We start from the raw sequence: 14,736 nt of genomic DNA on the forward strand, positions 1-14,736 counted from the left end.
GTGCTGCCTCCCAAAACCTGTACGAGACTAAAAAGTTGTACAGGTTCATTCCAGCACAGCCCGGAAGTTATGCAAACCAGTTTTTTTGTATAACCCTACATCACTCGAGGTGTTCGAGCAGCCGACGCGCCGCTTCCTGGCCACTGAGCCAGGCGCCTTCGACACGGCCGGACAGGCACCAGTCACCGCAGGCGTACAAGCCCTGGTCAGCATCGGCCAGCGCGCCCCATTCATGGTTGCTGCTCGGGCGGGCATAAAGCCAGCGGTGGGCCAAGGCAAAAGTAGGTGCCGGCACCACGCAGCCGACCAGTTCGGCGAACTCGCCCCACAGCTGTTCGATCACTTCTTCCTTGGGCAGGTCGATGTGTTGCCGGCTCCAGTCCGAGGTGGCGTGCAGTACCCAGGTGTCGAGCTGCTCGTCACGCCCGGGCTTGCTGCGGTTGCGCGCCAGCCAGTCGAGCGGGTTGTCCTGCACGAAGCAGCCTTGCATCGGGGTGTCCAGCGGGGTCTGGAAGGCCAGGGCGACGGCCCAGGTGGGCTCCATCTGCACACCGGCGGCCACGGCAGCGAGCTTCGGGGTCGCGGCCAGCAGCGGCGTGGCCTGTGGCGCCGGCACGGCGATCACCACGCGGCTGTAGGGGCCGTGGCTGCAGCCTTCGGTGTCCTGCAGGTGCCAGTACTGCTTGCCGCGGAACACTTCGGCGATGCGGCAGCCGAAGTTGACCGTCACATCCTTGAGCAGGCCGCGGGTGATTGCACTCATGCGCGGCACGCCCACCCAGCGCGTCTGCTCGTCGGGTGAAGGGGTGAGTTCACCATCGCGGTAATTGTACAGCTGTGGCTTCCATTGCTCGGCCCAACCAGCGGCAACCCACTGCTGTACCTGCTCGACAAAGCGCCGGTCACGGGCGGTGAAATACTGGGCGCCGAGGTCCAGCGCGCCAGCTTCGCTGCGCTTGCTGGCCATGCGACCGCCACTGCCGTGGCCCTTGTCGAACAAATGCACGGATTGCCCGGCCTTCTGCAAGGCCTGGGCGGCTGACAGACCGGCGATACCGGCCCCGATGATGGCAATAGGTACTGTCATGATGGCCTCTTCAAACCTTGCTGTAAGCAGACTACGCTGTCAGGCAAACCTGTACAATGCTCAAATGTTGTATAAGGTTATTCCGTGTTGGCAGGCAGGTTGGCCTATGTTTATCCGAGAGCGTCGGGTCAAAAAAGTGCCTTGATGTTAAAAATAGACCACCGCCGCATTCTGCGAGGACACAGCCATGCATATATTGCTGACAGGCGGCACCGGGTTGATTGGCAAGCACCTGTGCCAGTACTGGCTCGGCCAGGGTCATCGCCTGACGGTGTGGAGTCGGCGACCTGAACAGGTGCCGAAAATCTGTGGGACCGGCGTGCGTGGCATTGCCCGTCTGGAGCAACTGGAGGCGGATGATCACCTGGACGCAGTGATCAACCTGGCCGGCGCGCCGATTGCCGATCGGCCCTGGACGGCGGCCCGGCGCAACCTGCTGTGGGCCAGCCGCGTCACCCTTACCGAGCAGTTGCTGGCTTGGCTGGGCAGCCGCGAGCAGCGCCCGGAAGTGCTGATCTCCGGCTCTGCGGTGGGCTGGTATGGAGACGGTGGCGAACGCGAGCTGACCGAGGCTTCACCGCCGGTGCGCGAAGATTTTGCCAGCCAGCTGTGCATTGCCTGGGAAGAGACAGCGCTGCGTTCCCAGGCTCAGGGCATTCGCGTGGTGCTGGTGCGTACCGGGTTGGTTCTGGCCAGTGATGGCGGCTTTTTGTCGCGCCTGCGCCTGCCCTTCAAACTGGGGCTGGGCGGGCCTTTGGGCGACGGGCGGCAGTGGATGCCTTGGGTCCATATAGAAGACCAGGTCGCCCTGATTGATTTTCTCTTGCAGCACAAGGATGCCAGCGGTCCTTATAATGCCTGCGCCCCGGAGCCGGTGCGCAACCGCGAGTTCGCCAGGCGCCTTGGCCGCACCTTGCACCGGCCGGCGCTGCTGCCAGTGCCGGCACTGCTGCTCAAGGCCGGGCTGGGTGAGCTGTCGACCCTGCTGCTCGGCGGGCAGCGCGCCCGCCCGGTACGCTTGCTGGCGGCAGGCTTCACTTTCCGCTTCAACGATTTGCAATCGGCCCTGGACAACCTGTCCAGCCGCCTCTGACATAGGACGCTGCATGACCGATCACGCCCTGCTGCTGGTCAACCTAGGTTCCCCGGCCTCCACCTCGGTGGCCGATGTGCGCCGCTACCTCAACCAGTTCCTCATGGACCCGTACGTGATCGACCTGCCCTGGCCGGTGCGGCGCCTGCTGGTGTCGCTGATCCTGGTCAAGCGCCCGGAGCAGTCGGCGCACGCCTATGGCTCGATCTGGTGGGAGGAGGGCTCGCCGCTGGTGGTGCTGACCCGTCGCCTGCAGGCGGCGATGGTCGAGCACTGGCCCCATGGCCCGGTGGAGATTGCCATGCGCTATGGCCAGCCGGCCTTGCCCGAGGTGCTGGAGCGCCTGGTGGCACAGGGTGTGCGCAAGGTGACCCTGGCGCCGCTGTACCCGCAGTTCGCCGACAGCACGGTGACCACTGTGGTGGAACTGGCCAGGCAGACGGTCAATGAACGCCAGTTGCCGTTGCAGCTGCGCGTGCTGCAGCCGTTCTACGAGCACCCGGACTACATCGAGGCACTGGCGGCCAGCGCCCGCCCTTACCTGGAGCAGTCTTACGACCACCTGCTACTGAGCTTCCATGGCTTGCCGGAGCGGCACCTGAAGAAGCTGGACCCGACCGGCAAGCATGACTTCCAGGCGGCCGACTGCTGCAAGGATGCCAGTGCCGATATGCGCGCGGTGTGCTACCGCGGGCAGTGCCTGGCAACGGCCAGGGCCTTTGCGCAGAAAATGGGCATACCCGATGGCAAGTGGTCGGTGTCGTTCCAGTCACGGCTGGGGCGGGCCAAGTGGATCGAACCCTATACCGAGGCGCGGCTGGACGAGCTGGCCAAGGCCGGGGTGAAGAAGCTGCTGGTAATGTGCCCGGCGTTCGTGGCCGATTGCATCGAAACCCTGGAAGAGATCGGCATGCGCGGGAGCGAGCAGTTTGTCGAGGCCGGCGGGCAGGAGCTGGTGCTGGTGCCTTGCCTGAATGATCACCCGGAGTGGGTGAAGGCGCTGGCGGGGATGTGCGAAAAGGCCTGACTTTCAGGTTGCCTGTACTGGCCCTATCGCCGGCAAGCCAGCTCCCACAGGTATTCCACAGTTCTCGAAATCTGTGGGATACCTGTGGGAGCTGGCTTGCCGGCGATAGGGCCAGATCAGGCTAAAGCCGGATCAAGGCAACTGATCATCCAGCTTCTTGTGCTTCCAGCCATCATTGCCCGGCAAGATCAGGTTCAGGGCGATTGCCACGATGGCGCACAGGGCGATGCCCTTCAGGCCCCAGTCATCCGGGCCATCACCGCTGCCGATCAGCACGCCGCCAATACCGAACACCAGGGTCACCGACACGATCACCAGGTTGCGCGCTTCGGCCAGGTCGATCTTGTGGCGGATCATGGTGTTCATGCCCACCGCCGCGATCGAGCCGAACAGCAGGCACAGGATGCCACCCATCACCGGTACCGGGATGCTTTGCAGCAGTGCGCCGAACTTGCCGATGAAGGCCAGGGTGATGGCGAAGACCGCCGCCCAGGTCATGATCTTCGGGTTGTAGTTCTTGGTCAGCATCACCGCGCCGGTCACTTCGGCATAGGTGGTGTTGGGCGGGCCCCCGAACAGGCCGGCTGCGGTGGTGGCCAGGCCGTCGCCCAGCAGGGTGCGGTGCAGGCCGGGCTTCTTCAGGTAGTCGCGGCCGGTCACGCTGCCGACCGCGATCACGCCGCCGATGTGCTCGATCGCCGGTGCCAGGGCAACCGGGACGATGAACAGGATGGCCTGCCAGTTGAACGCTGGCGCGGTGAAGTTGGGCAGCTCCAGCCACGGTGCGGCGGCGATCTTGGCTGTGTCGACCACGCCAAAGGCGAACGACAGGGCAAAGCCTACCAGCACGCCGGCAATGATCGGCACCAGACGGAAGATGCCCTTGCCGAACACGGCGACGATCAGCGTTGTCAGCAGGGCCGGCATCGAGATCATCATGGCGGTCTTGTAGGGCAGCAGCACACTGCCGTCACCGGCCTTGCCCATCGCCATGTTGGCGGCGATCGGCGCCATGGCCAGGCCGATGGAGATGATCACCGGGCCGATCACCACCGGCGGCAGCATGCGGTCGATGAAACCGGTGCCTTTGATTTTCACCATCAGGCCCATGAAGGTGTACACGAAACCTGCGGCCATCACGCCGCCCATGGTCTCGGCCAGGCCGAACTGGCCCTTGGCGAGGATGATCGGGGTGATGAAGGCAAAGCTCGAGGCCAGGAACACGGGTACCTGGCGGCCGGTGACCAGCTGGAACAGCAGGGTGCCGATACCGGCGGTGAACAGCGCGACGTTCGGATCGAGGCCGGTGATCAGTGGCATCAGCACCAGCGCGCCAAATGCCACGAAGAGCATCTGCGCGCCCGAAACGACCTGGCGCCAGAGCGGGTCGTTGAAGCCGTCCTGCATGGTCAGGCGTCCTTTTGCTTGGTGCCGAAGATCTTGTCACCGGCATCGCCCAGGCCCGGCACGATGTAGCCGTGTTCGTTCAGGCGCTGGTCGATCGAGGCGGTGTAGATCTGCACGTCCGGGTGGGCTTTTTCCACCACTTCGATGCCTTCTGGCGCGGCGACCAGGACCATGGCTCGGATCTCTTTGCAGCCGGCCTTCTTCAGCAGGTCGATGGTGGCGACCATCGAACCGCCGGTGGCCAGCATCGGGTCGATGATCAGGGCCAGGCGCTGGTTGATGTCCGGCGCGAGCTTTTCCAGGTAGGTGTGGGCTTCGAGGGTTTCCTCGTTGCGGGCAACGCCGACGGCGCTGACCTTGGCACCCGGGATCAGGCTGAGCACGCCGTCGAGCATGCCGATGCCGGCACGCAGGATCGGCACCACGGTAATCTTCTTGCCGGCGATTTTTTCAACTTGCACCTTGCCGCACCAGCCGTCGATCTCGTAGGTTTCGAGCGGCAGGTCCTGGGTGGCTTCGTAGGTCAGGAGCGCGCCGACTTCCTGGGCAAGTTCGCGAAAATTCTTGGTGCTGATATCGGCACGGCGCATCAGGCCGAGCTTGTGGCGGATCAGCGGATGGCGGATCTCACGAGTGGGCATAGGGGGGCTCCGAAAGGCGGGCAAAAAAACCGCGCTAGATTAATCTATTCAGCCTGTGCTGTCGTCTGGTCATTCTGGACGTTAGTCCATAAATGCTTGATCTGTGACGAGCGGATGCGTACCTTTGCCCGCTTTTCCAAAATGCACCCCCGGAGAGCGCCATGTCCGCCGATCTCGAGCATATCCGTCAAGTCATGCGTGAAGCTGACTGCCTGTACACCGAAGCCGAAGTCGAAGCGGCCATCGCCAAAGTCGGCGAGCAGATCTGCAAGGACCTGCACGACAAGAACCCGGTTGTGTTCTGCGTGATGAACGGCGGCCTGATCTTCTCCGGCAAACTGCTGACCCACCTGCAGTTCCCACTGGAAGCCAGCTACCTGCACGCCACCCGCTACCGCAACCAGACCAGCGGCGGCGAGCTGTTCTGGAAGGCCAAGCCCGAAGTGTCGTTCATCGACCGTGACGTACTGATCGTCGATGACATCCTCGACGAAGGCCACACCCTCAGCGCCATCATCGAGTTCTGCAAGCATGCCGGCGCGCGCTCGGTGCACACCGCGGTACTGATCGACAAGGACCATGACCGCAAGGCCAGCCCGGAGCTCAAGGCCAACTACGTGGGCCTGCCCTGCGTCGACCGCTACATCTTCGGTTATGGCATGGATTACAAAGGCTACTGGCGCAACGCCAACGGCATCTTCGCCGTAAAGGGGCTGTGATCATGCGCCAGCCTGCGTTCATCGACCAATCGCTGTTCGCCGGGCTGGCCGCACAGGCTGCCGCCAACCCACGCGGGCGGCAGCATCACAATTTCCATGAGATGGAAGAGCCTTGCCACCGCATGGCGGTCGGGCTGCAACCGAGCACCTACATCCCTCCGCATCGGCACCTCCGCGATGACAAAGCCGAAACGCTGGTCGTGCTTAAGGGTTGCCTGGGCCTGCTGCTCTTCGACGAGCAGGGGGCGGTGACCGACAAGCGAGTGCTGAAGGCGGGGGGTGACTGCCTGGGTGTGGACCTGGCACCTGGTATTTATCATGGGCTGGTGGTGCTGGAGCCGGACAGCATCATGTTCGAGTGCAAGGCCGGGCCGTATCGGCCGGTGGGTGAAGGCGAGCATGCGCACTGGGCTCCGCGCGAAGGTGAAGAAGGCGTGGCCGAGTACCAGGCCTGGATGCGCGCGCAGTTCGATTGATGTCGGGCCGGCGCACTCAACTGTAGGAGCGGCCTTGTGTCGCGATCGGGCTGCGCAGCAGCCCCTCGATTGAAGCTTCGCCACCAACATGGCCGGGGCCGCTTTGCGGCCCATCGCGACACAAGGCCGCTCCTACAAGAGCCTGTGCAGGCCGTGCTAGAGTGCTCCTTCATTCAAGGAGCCTCACATGCGTGCGTTTCTTCCCCTCCTGCTGGCGGTCAGCCTGCCACTCGCCGCCGCACCGCTGCACAGCCAGTTCCTGCCACCTGACGACCAGTCCCTGCGCCAGGAAGCGCCGACTGGCCAGCAATTGCTGCAAGTGACCGACTACTCGGTGGTAGTGGGTACCCAGCGCCAGTCCGACCAGCAGCCGATCCCGATCACCTCGTCGTTGCAGGTGCGCCTCAAGGGCAAGCCGCTGAGCAAGGGAGCGACCATAGCCCAGGTGCTGCTGACTTTTGACGGTGAAGCGGCCAAGAGCCTGAAGAAACCCGTATACGACGACAAAACCCGCACCCTGAGCCTGAATTACCCGCTCAGCGACTACCGCGTGATCATGGACCTGCTGCGCAACGAGACGCTTTATGTGCAGTTTCTCACGTACGGCAACGGCCACGTCTGGGCCGACCTGCACACCGGTACCGTACGTACGCGTTGAGGCGCCCGGCCTGCGGGGGGTACACTGCCGGCCTTCGAAATTTCGTGATGGTCCAGTTGGAGTCGGCAATGCGTAAAGACAAGAAACAGGTAATCGGTGACGAGATCAGCGACGACTACATCAAGTCGTTCCTTCAGTTCGAGCCGGCCGATGGCGTGACATCGCCGTCGCTGCACAAGCTGGTCAAGGCCTACCGCGGCCTGCGCATCGACGATTTCGAGCGTTTTGTCGGCTTCTTCGTCGAGGCTGGGCTGGACCTGGATGGCAAGGACGAGCACGGCAAGACCTTTGTCGAGCAGATTGCCGACCAGCGCAATGCGTCGGATTACATCGAGATCATCGCCAAGGCCCGTGGCTGATTTGTAAATCTGCTCCGGCCTCTTCGCGGGTAAACCCGCTCCCACAGGAACAGCACAGCCATTAGCTGTGGTGCGGTCCTTGTGGGAGCGGGTTTACCCGCGAAAGGGCAGGAACAGGCTTACTAGGATCCAGGCACAAAAAAACGCCCCGAGGGGCGTTTTTTCGTTACCGGCCGAATCAGGCGTAATGCTTGGCCGCCGGGCTGCTTTCCACCAGGTCCAGCGCCACGTCGTTGTCGGCACTGATCTTGTGGTACAGGGCAGCATCGGTCGCCAGGGTCTTCTCGCGAGCCGGGAAGATTTCCTTGAGCTTGGCAGCCCAGGCACCTTTGGCCTGCTCGGGGAAGCAGCGCTCGATCAGTTCCAGCATGATCGACACGGTCACCGAAGCACCCGGCGATGCGCCGAGCAGTGCAGCCAGGCTGCCGTCCTGGGCCGAGACCAGCTCGGTACCGAACTGCAGCACGCCGCCTTTCTTCGGGTCTTTCTTGATGATCTGCACGCGCTGACCAGCCACTTCCAGGCGCCAGTCTTCGGCCTTGGCCTGCGGGTAGAAGCGACGCAGGGCTTCCAGGCGCTGCTCCATCGACTGCATCACTTCGCTGACCAGGTACTTGGTCAGGTCCATGTTGTCACGGGCCACGGCCAGCATCGGGCCGATGTTGCCCATGCGCACCGACAGCGGCAGGTCCATCAGCGAACCGTGCTTGAGGAACTTGGTGGTGAAGCCGGCATATGGGCCGAACAGCAGCGATTTCTTGCCATCGACCACGCGGGTATCCAGGTGCGGTACCGACATCGGTGGGGCGCCGACCGCAGCCTGGCTGTAGACCTTGGCCTGGTGCTGCTTGACGATTTCCGGGTTGTCGCAACGCAGCCACTGGCCGCTGACCGGGAAGCCGCCGAAACCTTTGCTTTCCGGGATGCCCGACAGCTGCAGCAGCGGCAGGGCCGCGCCACCGGCGCCGAGGAAGACGAAGCGGGCGTCCACTTCACGGCTGCCGCCGCTGTTGACGTCCTTGATGCTCACGGTCCAGCCCTTGCCGTTACGGCGCAGGCCGACGACCTTCTTGCTGTACTTGACCTGAGCGTCCTGCGAGTCGCCCAGCAGCTTCAGCAGCTTGTTGGTCAGGGCGCCGAAGTTGACGTCGGTGCCCTTGAGCACGCGGGTGGCGGCGATGTGCTGGTCGGCTGGGCGGCCTGGCATCATCAGCGGCATCCAGTCATTCATCACGGCCTTGTCTTCGGTGTATTCCATGTCCGCGAAGGCATGGTGCTGCTTGAGCAGCTCATAGCGCTTCTTGAGGAAGGAAACACCCTTGTCACCCTCGACGTAGCTCAGGTGCGGGACAGGGTTGATGAAGGCACGTGCCGAGCCGAAGTTGCCCTTCTTGCTCAGGTAGGCCCAGAACTGGCGCGAAACCTCGAACTGGGTGTTGATGTGCACGGCCTTCTTGATGTCGATGCTGCCATCGGCGGCCTGGGGCGTATAGTTAAGCTCGCACAGGCCGGCGTGGCCGGTGCCTGCGTTGTTCCAGGGGTTGGAGCTTTCCGCGGCTCCGGAGTCCATCGCCTCCACGACCTCAAGCTTCAGGGTCGGGTCGAGCTCCTTGAGCAGTACGGCCAGGGTGGCACTCATGATGCCCGCGCCTACCAGTACCACATCAACCGATTCGTTCTGCGCCATTTAACGCGTCTCCACAATCTACAGCTACCTAATTGACAGCATAGGACCTGGGTTCGCCAGGGTCGCCATGTCCGACTTTTCGCAGTTCTTGCAACTTCCGCGGACACCGCCAATCAGTCTTCGGGTTCGCGTATTGAACGCGGTTTGCCACGGGTGCGGCAATTCGACTTATGGTCAAGGTGTCGTGCGTGCGTTATGGAACGGCTCAGACACTCATACGGGATGAGCGCATTTGCCGCCTGTTCAGGGCTGTTCGGGACACATCTGCCGCTTTTGCACATGCCAGACTGTTCATTTGCTCGCCACACTCTTGTGAAGTTGTGAAAACCGTTTTTTCACGCTCTTTTGGAGACGTGAACCTCAAAAGGGGACTGCGCGATGGCAACCCGCAGGTTCATGCAGTGTGAAGGGCCGGAAAAGCAGGCACGACAGCCGATGCAAGACCTGAGTGGAAGGCTCTCTGTGGGCGAAGCGTTGAAGTTGCCGGGGTCAATCGGCGAGTGCGGGGCCCGATCAGGAGACGTCCTTATAATCGGGGGGAGATTATAGCGATGTCGCGGGCAGAAATGTCGCCATTCGTGGTTTTTATTGCAGCGTTTGTCAGGCCGCGAGGATGCGCTGGTGCCAGCGGCGGCTTGCGCGGGCGCAAACCCGGGCACTGGCGGGCAGTTCGCGGCCCAGCCAGGCGAGCTGGATTTCGCCGATCTGGACCCAGCCGCTGCCGCTGGGCGCCTGGCTGCATTGCTTGAAGGCCAGGCATTTGCCGTTCGCGTCGAGGCGGGCATAGGTGTTGTGGCGCGGGCGTTGGAAGAGCAGGGTCCAGAGCGAGGCCATGGCAGCGAGTCCTGTGCGTTAGGGCTTGGCGCAAGGATAAGGGCGCGGCGATGAAACGATTGTGACAAGCGGGCCAGGCCGATGACTGGTCGATGCGTGGCTAGGTATACTGTGGGCCTTCGCCGCTTTTTTCTGGAGTAACGCGCATGTTGCAACGTCTGTTGTTCGGTTTGATCGCCGTGGCCAGCCTCAGCCTGGTCGGTTGTGCCCACAGCCCGCAACAACTCAATCCGCAACCCACGCTCAAGGCCCAGCTCGCCCCGGTCGGCCATGGCCAGCCGGTAGTGGTCCGTGTGGTTGACGGCCGGGCCTCGCAGTCTCTGGGGACTCGCGGTGGCATGTACCCCGAGACCAGCACCATCAGCGTCAGCGGTAACGACATCGTGCCCAAGCTGCAAGCCCAGGCCGAAGCCGCCGTGCGCCTGCTCGGCTTCACCCCGACGCCGAACGCCTACAACGCGCCGCAGCTGACCGTGACCCTGGCCGAGCTGAAGTACCAGTCGCCGAAAGACAACCTGTACGTGACCGAGGCTACCATCGGCGCCACCTTCCGTGCCGACGTGTCCAATGGCGGCCGCCGCTACAGTGGCCGTTACGGCGCTTCGCTGGACCAGCGTTTCGGCATGGCGCCGAACCAGGAAACCAACACCCAGCTGGTGGGCGATGTGCTGAGCGATGCCCTGACTCGCATGTTCAAGGACCCGACCATCGGTCAAGTGCTGGGGCAGTAAGCCTTCAGCTGTAAAACAAAACCCGCTGCCTGTGTTCCAGGCAGCGGGTTTTTTGTTGTCTGTGCCCGCGAAGAGGCCGGCAAATCTTCATGCCATGCCAGATGAAATTTGATGACACTTTGTCGCCTGGGCCGGGCGTCTGGGCATGACTTGGGTAGAATGCCGGCCTTTGCCGTCGCTCATACCGAGGTTGCGTGATGTCCTTGCAAGTGCTCTGGGGGTTCCTGGCCGCCCACCCGACCAAGCTGATCAATCTGCTGGCGCTGCTGCTGACCTGCCCGGGTGGGTTGCTGCTGCACAGTGCGCGGCGGCGCGAGGCTGAGACCCGCGAATACATGGCGGTGGACGAGGGGGTGGTGGACGCGTTCGACCTGCGGGTACCGCGCTACTTCTACATTCTCGGTTTTTCGTGCCTGGCGATGGCGCTGCTGTTGTCCTGGTTCAGTACCTGGGTTTGAGATTCCGGGGCCGCTTTGCGGCCCATCGCGACACAAGGCCGCTCCTACAGGTATGCGCGATCCCTTGTAGGAGCGGCCTTGTGTCGCGATGGGCTGCAAGGCAGCCCTAGGATCACTCAGGCAACCGGTGCCTGCTGCCTGACCTGGTACTGGTTGCGCACCGGCGTCGCATACTGCAACACCAGGTACGGCCGCTGCTCCTCGGGGCAGGCATCCAGGCGGCGTTGCCATTCTTCCTTGGCCCGGGCCAGCTCATCAGCCGGGAACACCTTCTCGGCGCTCGGCACCTGCAGCGCCTCATCCTTGCCATCCCACATCGCATAGGCCAGGTAGTGCACCGGGAACAGCCGGTAGCCACCGAGGATCTGCCGGTCGATTTCCACTGCCAGCTGCTTGGTGTCCTCGTGGTACTCGGTCACCGGCGGGGCGAAGTTGATGTGCACCCGGCCCTTGTAGCCGGTAATGCCCTTGGCGATGCTGTTGTCGTCCTCGCCCGGCGCCTTCTTGTAGGTGCCGGTGGTGGCGCGGATGTACAGCTCGCGGGCCTTGGCCTGGTCGCACGGGTCATATTCGTAGCTGATCGAAACCGGTGTCAGGTTCAGGCTCTGGATCACCGCGCCGAACGGCTCGTCCTTGCGGCTCATGTGGAACATCTTGAGGATCGCCGAATCGGTGCGGTCGTCACCGTCCTTGGCCCGGCCTTCGGCCTGGGCGATCCAGATCGACGTGGCGTCGTTGCGGATCGAATGGTTGATGTAGGCCGAGAGCAGCTGGTAGGCCGCCAGCTTTTCGCGGCGCCCACTGATCGAGCGGTGCACGATGAAGCTCTTGTTCAGGCGCATCATGTCGCTGACAAACGGCTTTTGCAGCAGGTTGTCGCCAATCGCGATGCGCGGCGTGGGCAGGCCGGCGTGGTACACCGCGTAGTTGACGAAGGCCGGGTCCATGACGATGTCACGGTGGTTGGCCAGGAACAGGTAGGCGGTGCCGGCCTTGAGCTGCTCCACGCCCGAATAGGTGACGCCGTCGGTGGCGCGGTCGATGGTCTGGTCGACGTAGTACTCGACTTTGTCCTGCAAGGTCGAGACACAGGTGACACCGGCGAATTCCTTGCGCAGGCGGCGGGCGATCAGCGGTTTGAGCAACCAGCCGAGAGCACCGGCCGCACGCGGGAAGCGGAAGTGGGTGAGGATATCGAGGAATGCCGGGTCGCTGAGCAGGCGTGCCAGAACGGCAGGGACCTCAGCGTCGTCGTACGGTCGGATGGCATCGAATTCGCCCATCATGCTCTCTTGTTGGAAACGGCTAGGGTAATAAGGTAGGGACGGGCTCCGAAAAACGGCTCGGACACACACAGGCCCTGTAAACAGACCGGCAATTATACGCATAAGTCACCCCGGAGGCCGCGATGCTGGAAACTGCTATCTACGATTGCCCTTATTGTGGCGAAGAAGTCGAAACCACGGTGGACCTGTCCGGTGGCGATCAGGAGTACATCGAGGACTGCCAGGTATGCTGCAAGCCTATCCGCTTCGTGCTGCAAGTTCATGGCGAAGAGTGGATGCTGGATGTATTCGGTGAGAATGACTGATGCAGCGCATCTACGAACCGGAAAGCCTGCTCGAGGCTGAAATGCTGGCGGGCATGCTTGCCAGCGAGGGGATCGAGGCACACCTGGTTGGCCGTGACCTGGTCGGTGCTGCCGGTGAGCTGCCGATGCAGGGTTTGCTGGGGCTTGCCGTGGCTGATGAGCAGGCCGAGTACGCACGGCAGCTGATCGATGCGTACAATGACGCCCAGCCACTGGTTGGCGACGAACCGGAGAGTTTCCCCGGTACCTTGATCTGCTAGGTTCTGAATTCGCCCATGTGTGGACGTTACGCCCTGTTTCGCTGGCCCCAGGCTCTTGCCAGTCTGCCGGGCTTTCCCGTTGGCCAGCCCGCCCAATGGAACATCTCGCCCGGGGCTTCGGTGCTGATCCAGCGCCAGCTCGACGGCCAGCTGCAACTGGCCAGGGCGCGCTGGGGGCTGACTCCGGCGTGGCTCACCGACCTGTCCCGTACCCCCGCCCATGCCCGCGCCGAAACCCTGGCCGAGCAGCCGATGTTTCGCGACGCGTTTCGCCAGCGCCGCTGCCTGATGCCGGCCAACGGCTTTTACGAATGGCGCGGTAGCGTGCGCAAGCGCCCGTACTGGCTGACCCCGGGGGAGGGCGCGTCGCTGTACTTCGCCGCCGTGTGGGAGGCCTACCCGGTGCAGGACCAGGTTTGGCTGAGTTGTGCGGTGGTGACCCAGGCGGCGATGAACCAGCGTCGGCCGCTGATACTGGACGAGGCGGGGCAGGCGGCCTGGCTTGACCCGGACACGCCGCTGGCCCGCCTGCATGAATTGCTGGCCCGCCCGCCGGCGACGCTGCGCGAGCGGGCCCTGGCGCATTTCGTCAATGACCCGAAGCTGGATGCGCCGGAGTGCCTGACCCCGGCCTGATGTATGGCTGTGCCGGCCTCTTCGCGGCTGAAGCCGCTCCTACAACGATCGCATTATCCCTGTAGGAGCGGGTTCACCCGCGAAGGGGCCGGCACAGGCGACGAAAATCTTCCCTGCGGCTATGGCGGCCCCAAGCGACTCGGCCTACGATACGGCGCATGTAAAAAGGGAGTGTTTTCATGCGTAAGTCTTTTGTCGTCAGCCTGTTGAGTGCTGGCATCCTGCTAGCCGGCTGCCAGGCGGTGAATACCACCAGCGGCGGTGCTGTCGGCGTCGAGCGCCAACAGTACATGTTCAGCATGCTCTCGACCGATGAGGTCAACCAGATGTACGCCCAGTCGTACCAGCAGACCCTGGGTGAAGCATCGAACAAAGGCGTGCTCGACAAGTCCAGCGCTGTTGCCAAGCGTGTGCAGGTAATTGCCAACCGCCTGATCGCCCAGACCCCCAAGTTCCGCCCGGATGCCGCGCAATGGAACTGGGAAGTGAACGTGATCAAGAGCGACGAGCTCAACGCCAACTGCGGCCCTGGCGGCAAGATCATCGTCTACACCGGGCTGATCGATCAGCTCAAGCTCACCGATGCGGAAATTGCTGCGGTGGTGGGCCACGAGATCGCCCACGCCCTGCGTGAGCACAGCCGCGAGGCGATGTCCAAGGCGTATGGCGTGGAAATGGCGCGCCAGGGCGCCGGTGCCCTCTTTGGCCTCGGCCAGGGTAGCATGGCCATGGCCGATACCGTGGTGAACTATGCCATGACCCTGCCCAACAGCCGGGCCAACGAGAACGAAGCCGACCTGATCGGCCTGGAACTCTCGGCGCGTGCCGGTTACGACCCGAATGCCGCGATCACCCTGTGGAACAAGATGAGCCAGGCTTCCGAAGGCGCACCGCCTGAGTTCATGAGCACTCACCCGGCGTCCCAGAGCCGCATTGCTTCGTTGCAGGCGGCCATTCCGAAGGTGATGCCGCTGTATCAGGCGGCCAAGAAGTAGTTGCTGAAAATGGGGCCGCTTTGCGGCCCTGTCGCGACACAAGGCCGCTCCTACAAGGGATAGCGTATTCCTTGTAG

18 protein-coding genes are annotated in these 14,736 nt (G+C 63.1%); 12 read left to right on the forward strand and 6 right to left on the reverse strand.

Annotation, left to right across the window (positions count from 1 at the left end):
- Positions 1–100: 100 nt before the first annotated feature.
- A complete protein-coding gene (locus CAG46_RS13430; RefSeq protein WP_025337691.1) occupies positions 101–1,087 on the reverse strand; it encodes an NAD(P)/FAD-dependent oxidoreductase in 987 nt (328 codons plus the stop codon).
- A gap of 187 nt (positions 1,088–1,274) precedes the next feature.
- Between CAG46_RS13430 and CAG46_RS13435 the strand changes: the two genes are divergently transcribed.
- Together CAG46_RS13435 and hemH are read left to right on the forward strand one after the other, a co-directional pair.
- Positions 1,275–2,180, forward strand: a complete 906-nt coding sequence (locus CAG46_RS13435) for a TIGR01777 family oxidoreductase (RefSeq protein ID WP_085617374.1) — start codon at positions 1,275–1,277, stop codon at positions 2,178–2,180.
- A gap of 13 nt (positions 2,181–2,193) precedes the next feature.
- Complete coding sequence (gene hemH, locus CAG46_RS13440; protein ID WP_025337693.1) at positions 2,194–3,207, forward strand: ferrochelatase; 1,014 nt, start codon at positions 2,194–2,196, stop codon at positions 3,205–3,207.
- Between the two features lie 132 nt (positions 3,208–3,339).
- Here hemH and CAG46_RS13445 read toward each other — a convergent pair whose 3' ends face one another.
- The gene (locus tag CAG46_RS13445) at positions 3,340–4,614 is read right to left on the reverse strand and encodes a uracil-xanthine permease family protein (RefSeq protein WP_025337694.1); all 1,275 of its coding nucleotides are present in this window, start codon (positions 4,612–4,614) and stop codon (positions 3,340–3,342) included.
- A gap of 2 nt (positions 4,615–4,616) precedes the next feature.
- On the reverse strand, positions 4,617–5,255 hold the full coding sequence (gene upp / locus CAG46_RS13450; protein ID WP_011532223.1) for a uracil phosphoribosyltransferase: 639 nt from the start codon (positions 5,253–5,255) through the stop codon (positions 4,617–4,619).
- A gap of 161 nt (positions 5,256–5,416) precedes the next feature.
- Here upp and CAG46_RS13455 point away from each other — a divergent pair, with 161 nt between their 5' ends.
- From CAG46_RS13455 to CAG46_RS13470, 4 genes are all read left to right on the forward strand, one after another.
- Positions 5,417–5,974, forward strand: coding sequence for a hypoxanthine-guanine phosphoribosyltransferase (locus CAG46_RS13455; protein ID WP_003256346.1), 558 nt, complete (start codon positions 5,417–5,419; stop codon positions 5,972–5,974).
- Positions 5,975–5,976: 2 nt separating this feature from the next.
- On the forward strand, positions 5,977–6,450 hold the full coding sequence (locus CAG46_RS13460) for a WbuC family cupin fold metalloprotein (protein ID WP_025337695.1): 474 nt from the start codon (positions 5,977–5,979) through the stop codon (positions 6,448–6,450).
- Between the two features lie 187 nt (positions 6,451–6,637).
- Complete coding sequence (locus tag CAG46_RS13465) at positions 6,638–7,108, forward strand: hypothetical protein (RefSeq protein ID WP_025337696.1); 471 nt, start codon at positions 6,638–6,640, stop codon at positions 7,106–7,108.
- A gap of 68 nt (positions 7,109–7,176) precedes the next feature.
- Positions 7,177–7,467 (forward strand): PA4642 family protein, encoded by a 291-nt coding sequence (locus tag CAG46_RS13470; protein ID WP_015268954.1) that lies wholly within the window; start codon positions 7,177–7,179, stop codon positions 7,465–7,467.
- Positions 7,468–7,645: 178 nt separating this feature from the next.
- On the opposite strand, the gene mqo is transcribed toward CAG46_RS13470, so the two are convergent.
- The gene (mqo, locus tag CAG46_RS13475; protein WP_025337698.1) at positions 7,646–9,154 is read right to left on the reverse strand and encodes a malate dehydrogenase (quinone); all 1,509 of its coding nucleotides are present in this window, start codon (positions 9,152–9,154) and stop codon (positions 7,646–7,648) included.
- A gap of 600 nt (positions 9,155–9,754) precedes the next feature.
- Positions 9,755–9,988: a hypothetical protein gene (locus CAG46_RS13480; RefSeq protein WP_025337699.1), complete on the reverse strand. Its 234-nt coding sequence runs from the start codon at positions 9,986–9,988 to the stop codon at positions 9,755–9,757.
- Between the two features lie 146 nt (positions 9,989–10,134).
- Here CAG46_RS13480 and CAG46_RS13485 point away from each other — a divergent pair, with 146 nt between their 5' ends.
- Positions 10,135–10,719: a YajG family lipoprotein gene (locus CAG46_RS13485; RefSeq protein ID WP_013970929.1), complete on the forward strand. Its 585-nt coding sequence runs from the start codon at positions 10,135–10,137 to the stop codon at positions 10,717–10,719.
- A 197-nt stretch (positions 10,720–10,916) separates the two neighbouring features.
- Complete coding sequence (locus CAG46_RS13490; protein ID WP_012270506.1) at positions 10,917–11,177, forward strand: hypothetical protein; 261 nt, start codon at positions 10,917–10,919, stop codon at positions 11,175–11,177.
- Between the two features lie 116 nt (positions 11,178–11,293).
- Here CAG46_RS13490 and CAG46_RS13495 read toward each other — a convergent pair whose 3' ends face one another.
- Complete coding sequence (locus CAG46_RS13495) at positions 11,294–12,460, reverse strand: 1-acyl-sn-glycerol-3-phosphate acyltransferase (RefSeq protein WP_025337700.1); 1,167 nt, start codon at positions 12,458–12,460, stop codon at positions 11,294–11,296.
- 125 nt (positions 12,461–12,585) lie between these two features.
- Here CAG46_RS13495 and CAG46_RS13500 point away from each other — a divergent pair, with 125 nt between their 5' ends.
- The 4 genes from CAG46_RS13500 to CAG46_RS13515 all read left to right on the forward strand — a co-directional run bounded on the left by CAG46_RS13500 (position 12,586) and on the right by CAG46_RS13515 (position 14,659).
- Positions 12,586–12,768, forward strand: coding sequence for a CPXCG motif-containing cysteine-rich protein (locus CAG46_RS13500; RefSeq protein ID WP_012270508.1), 183 nt, complete (start codon positions 12,586–12,588; stop codon positions 12,766–12,768).
- Positions 12,768–13,028 (forward strand): putative signal transducing protein, encoded by a 261-nt coding sequence (locus CAG46_RS13505; RefSeq protein ID WP_025337701.1) that lies wholly within the window; start codon positions 12,768–12,770, stop codon positions 13,026–13,028. Before CAG46_RS13500 ends, CAG46_RS13505 begins: the two co-directional genes overlap by 1 nt.
- A gap of 15 nt (positions 13,029–13,043) precedes the next feature.
- Positions 13,044–13,664, forward strand: a complete 621-nt coding sequence (locus CAG46_RS13510; protein ID WP_085617376.1) for an SOS response-associated peptidase — start codon at positions 13,044–13,046, stop codon at positions 13,662–13,664.
- A gap of 179 nt (positions 13,665–13,843) precedes the next feature.
- Positions 13,844–14,659, forward strand: a complete 816-nt coding sequence (locus CAG46_RS13515) for a M48 family metallopeptidase (RefSeq protein ID WP_025337703.1) — start codon at positions 13,844–13,846, stop codon at positions 14,657–14,659.
- Positions 14,660–14,736: the final 77 nt, after the last annotated feature.

The sequence above is a fragment of the Pseudomonas sp. B23(2017) genome (assembly GCF_002113725.1).
In the GTDB taxonomy this organism is placed as follows: Bacteria; Pseudomonadota; Gammaproteobacteria; order Pseudomonadales; family Pseudomonadaceae; genus Aquipseudomonas; species Aquipseudomonas putida_Z.

Coding starts and splice junctions, on each gene's coding strand:
- CAG46_RS13505 (WP_025337701.1), top strand. CDS start 12,768: ATGCAGCGCATCTACGAACCGGAAAGCCTGCTCGAGGCTGAAATGCTG.
- CAG46_RS13510 (WP_085617376.1), top strand. CDS start 13,044: ATGTGTGGACGTTACGCCCTGTTTCGCTGGCCCCAGGCTCTTGCCAGT.
- hemH (WP_025337693.1), top strand. CDS start 2,194: ATGACCGATCACGCCCTGCTGCTGGTCAACCTAGGTTCCCCGGCCTCC.
- CAG46_RS13465 (WP_025337696.1), top strand. CDS start 6,638: ATGCGTGCGTTTCTTCCCCTCCTGCTGGCGGTCAGCCTGCCACTCGCC.
- CAG46_RS13515 (WP_025337703.1), top strand. CDS start 13,844: ATGCGTAAGTCTTTTGTCGTCAGCCTGTTGAGTGCTGGCATCCTGCTA.
- CAG46_RS13430 (WP_025337691.1), bottom strand. CDS start 1,087: ATGACAGTACCTATTGCCATCATCGGGGCCGGTATCGCCGGTCTGTCA.
- CAG46_RS13435 (WP_085617374.1), top strand. CDS start 1,275: ATGCATATATTGCTGACAGGCGGCACCGGGTTGATTGGCAAGCACCTG.
- CAG46_RS13490 (WP_012270506.1), top strand. CDS start 10,917: ATGTCCTTGCAAGTGCTCTGGGGGTTCCTGGCCGCCCACCCGACCAAG.
- upp (WP_011532223.1), bottom strand. CDS start 5,255: ATGCCCACTCGTGAGATCCGCCATCCGCTGATCCGCCACAAGCTCGGC.
- CAG46_RS13480 (WP_025337699.1), bottom strand. CDS start 9,988: ATGGCCTCGCTCTGGACCCTGCTCTTCCAACGCCCGCGCCACAACACC.
- CAG46_RS13455 (WP_003256346.1), top strand. CDS start 5,417: ATGTCCGCCGATCTCGAGCATATCCGTCAAGTCATGCGTGAAGCTGAC.
- CAG46_RS13500 (WP_012270508.1), top strand. CDS start 12,586: ATGCTGGAAACTGCTATCTACGATTGCCCTTATTGTGGCGAAGAAGTC.
- CAG46_RS13495 (WP_025337700.1), bottom strand. CDS start 12,460: ATGGGCGAATTCGATGCCATCCGACCGTACGACGACGCTGAGGTCCCT.
- CAG46_RS13470 (WP_015268954.1), top strand. CDS start 7,177: ATGCGTAAAGACAAGAAACAGGTAATCGGTGACGAGATCAGCGACGAC.
- mqo (WP_025337698.1), bottom strand. CDS start 9,154: ATGGCGCAGAACGAATCGGTTGATGTGGTACTGGTAGGCGCGGGCATC.
- CAG46_RS13445 (WP_025337694.1), bottom strand. CDS start 4,614: ATGCAGGACGGCTTCAACGACCCGCTCTGGCGCCAGGTCGTTTCGGGC.
- CAG46_RS13485 (WP_013970929.1), top strand. CDS start 10,135: ATGTTGCAACGTCTGTTGTTCGGTTTGATCGCCGTGGCCAGCCTCAGC.
- CAG46_RS13460 (WP_025337695.1), top strand. CDS start 5,977: ATGCGCCAGCCTGCGTTCATCGACCAATCGCTGTTCGCCGGGCTGGCC.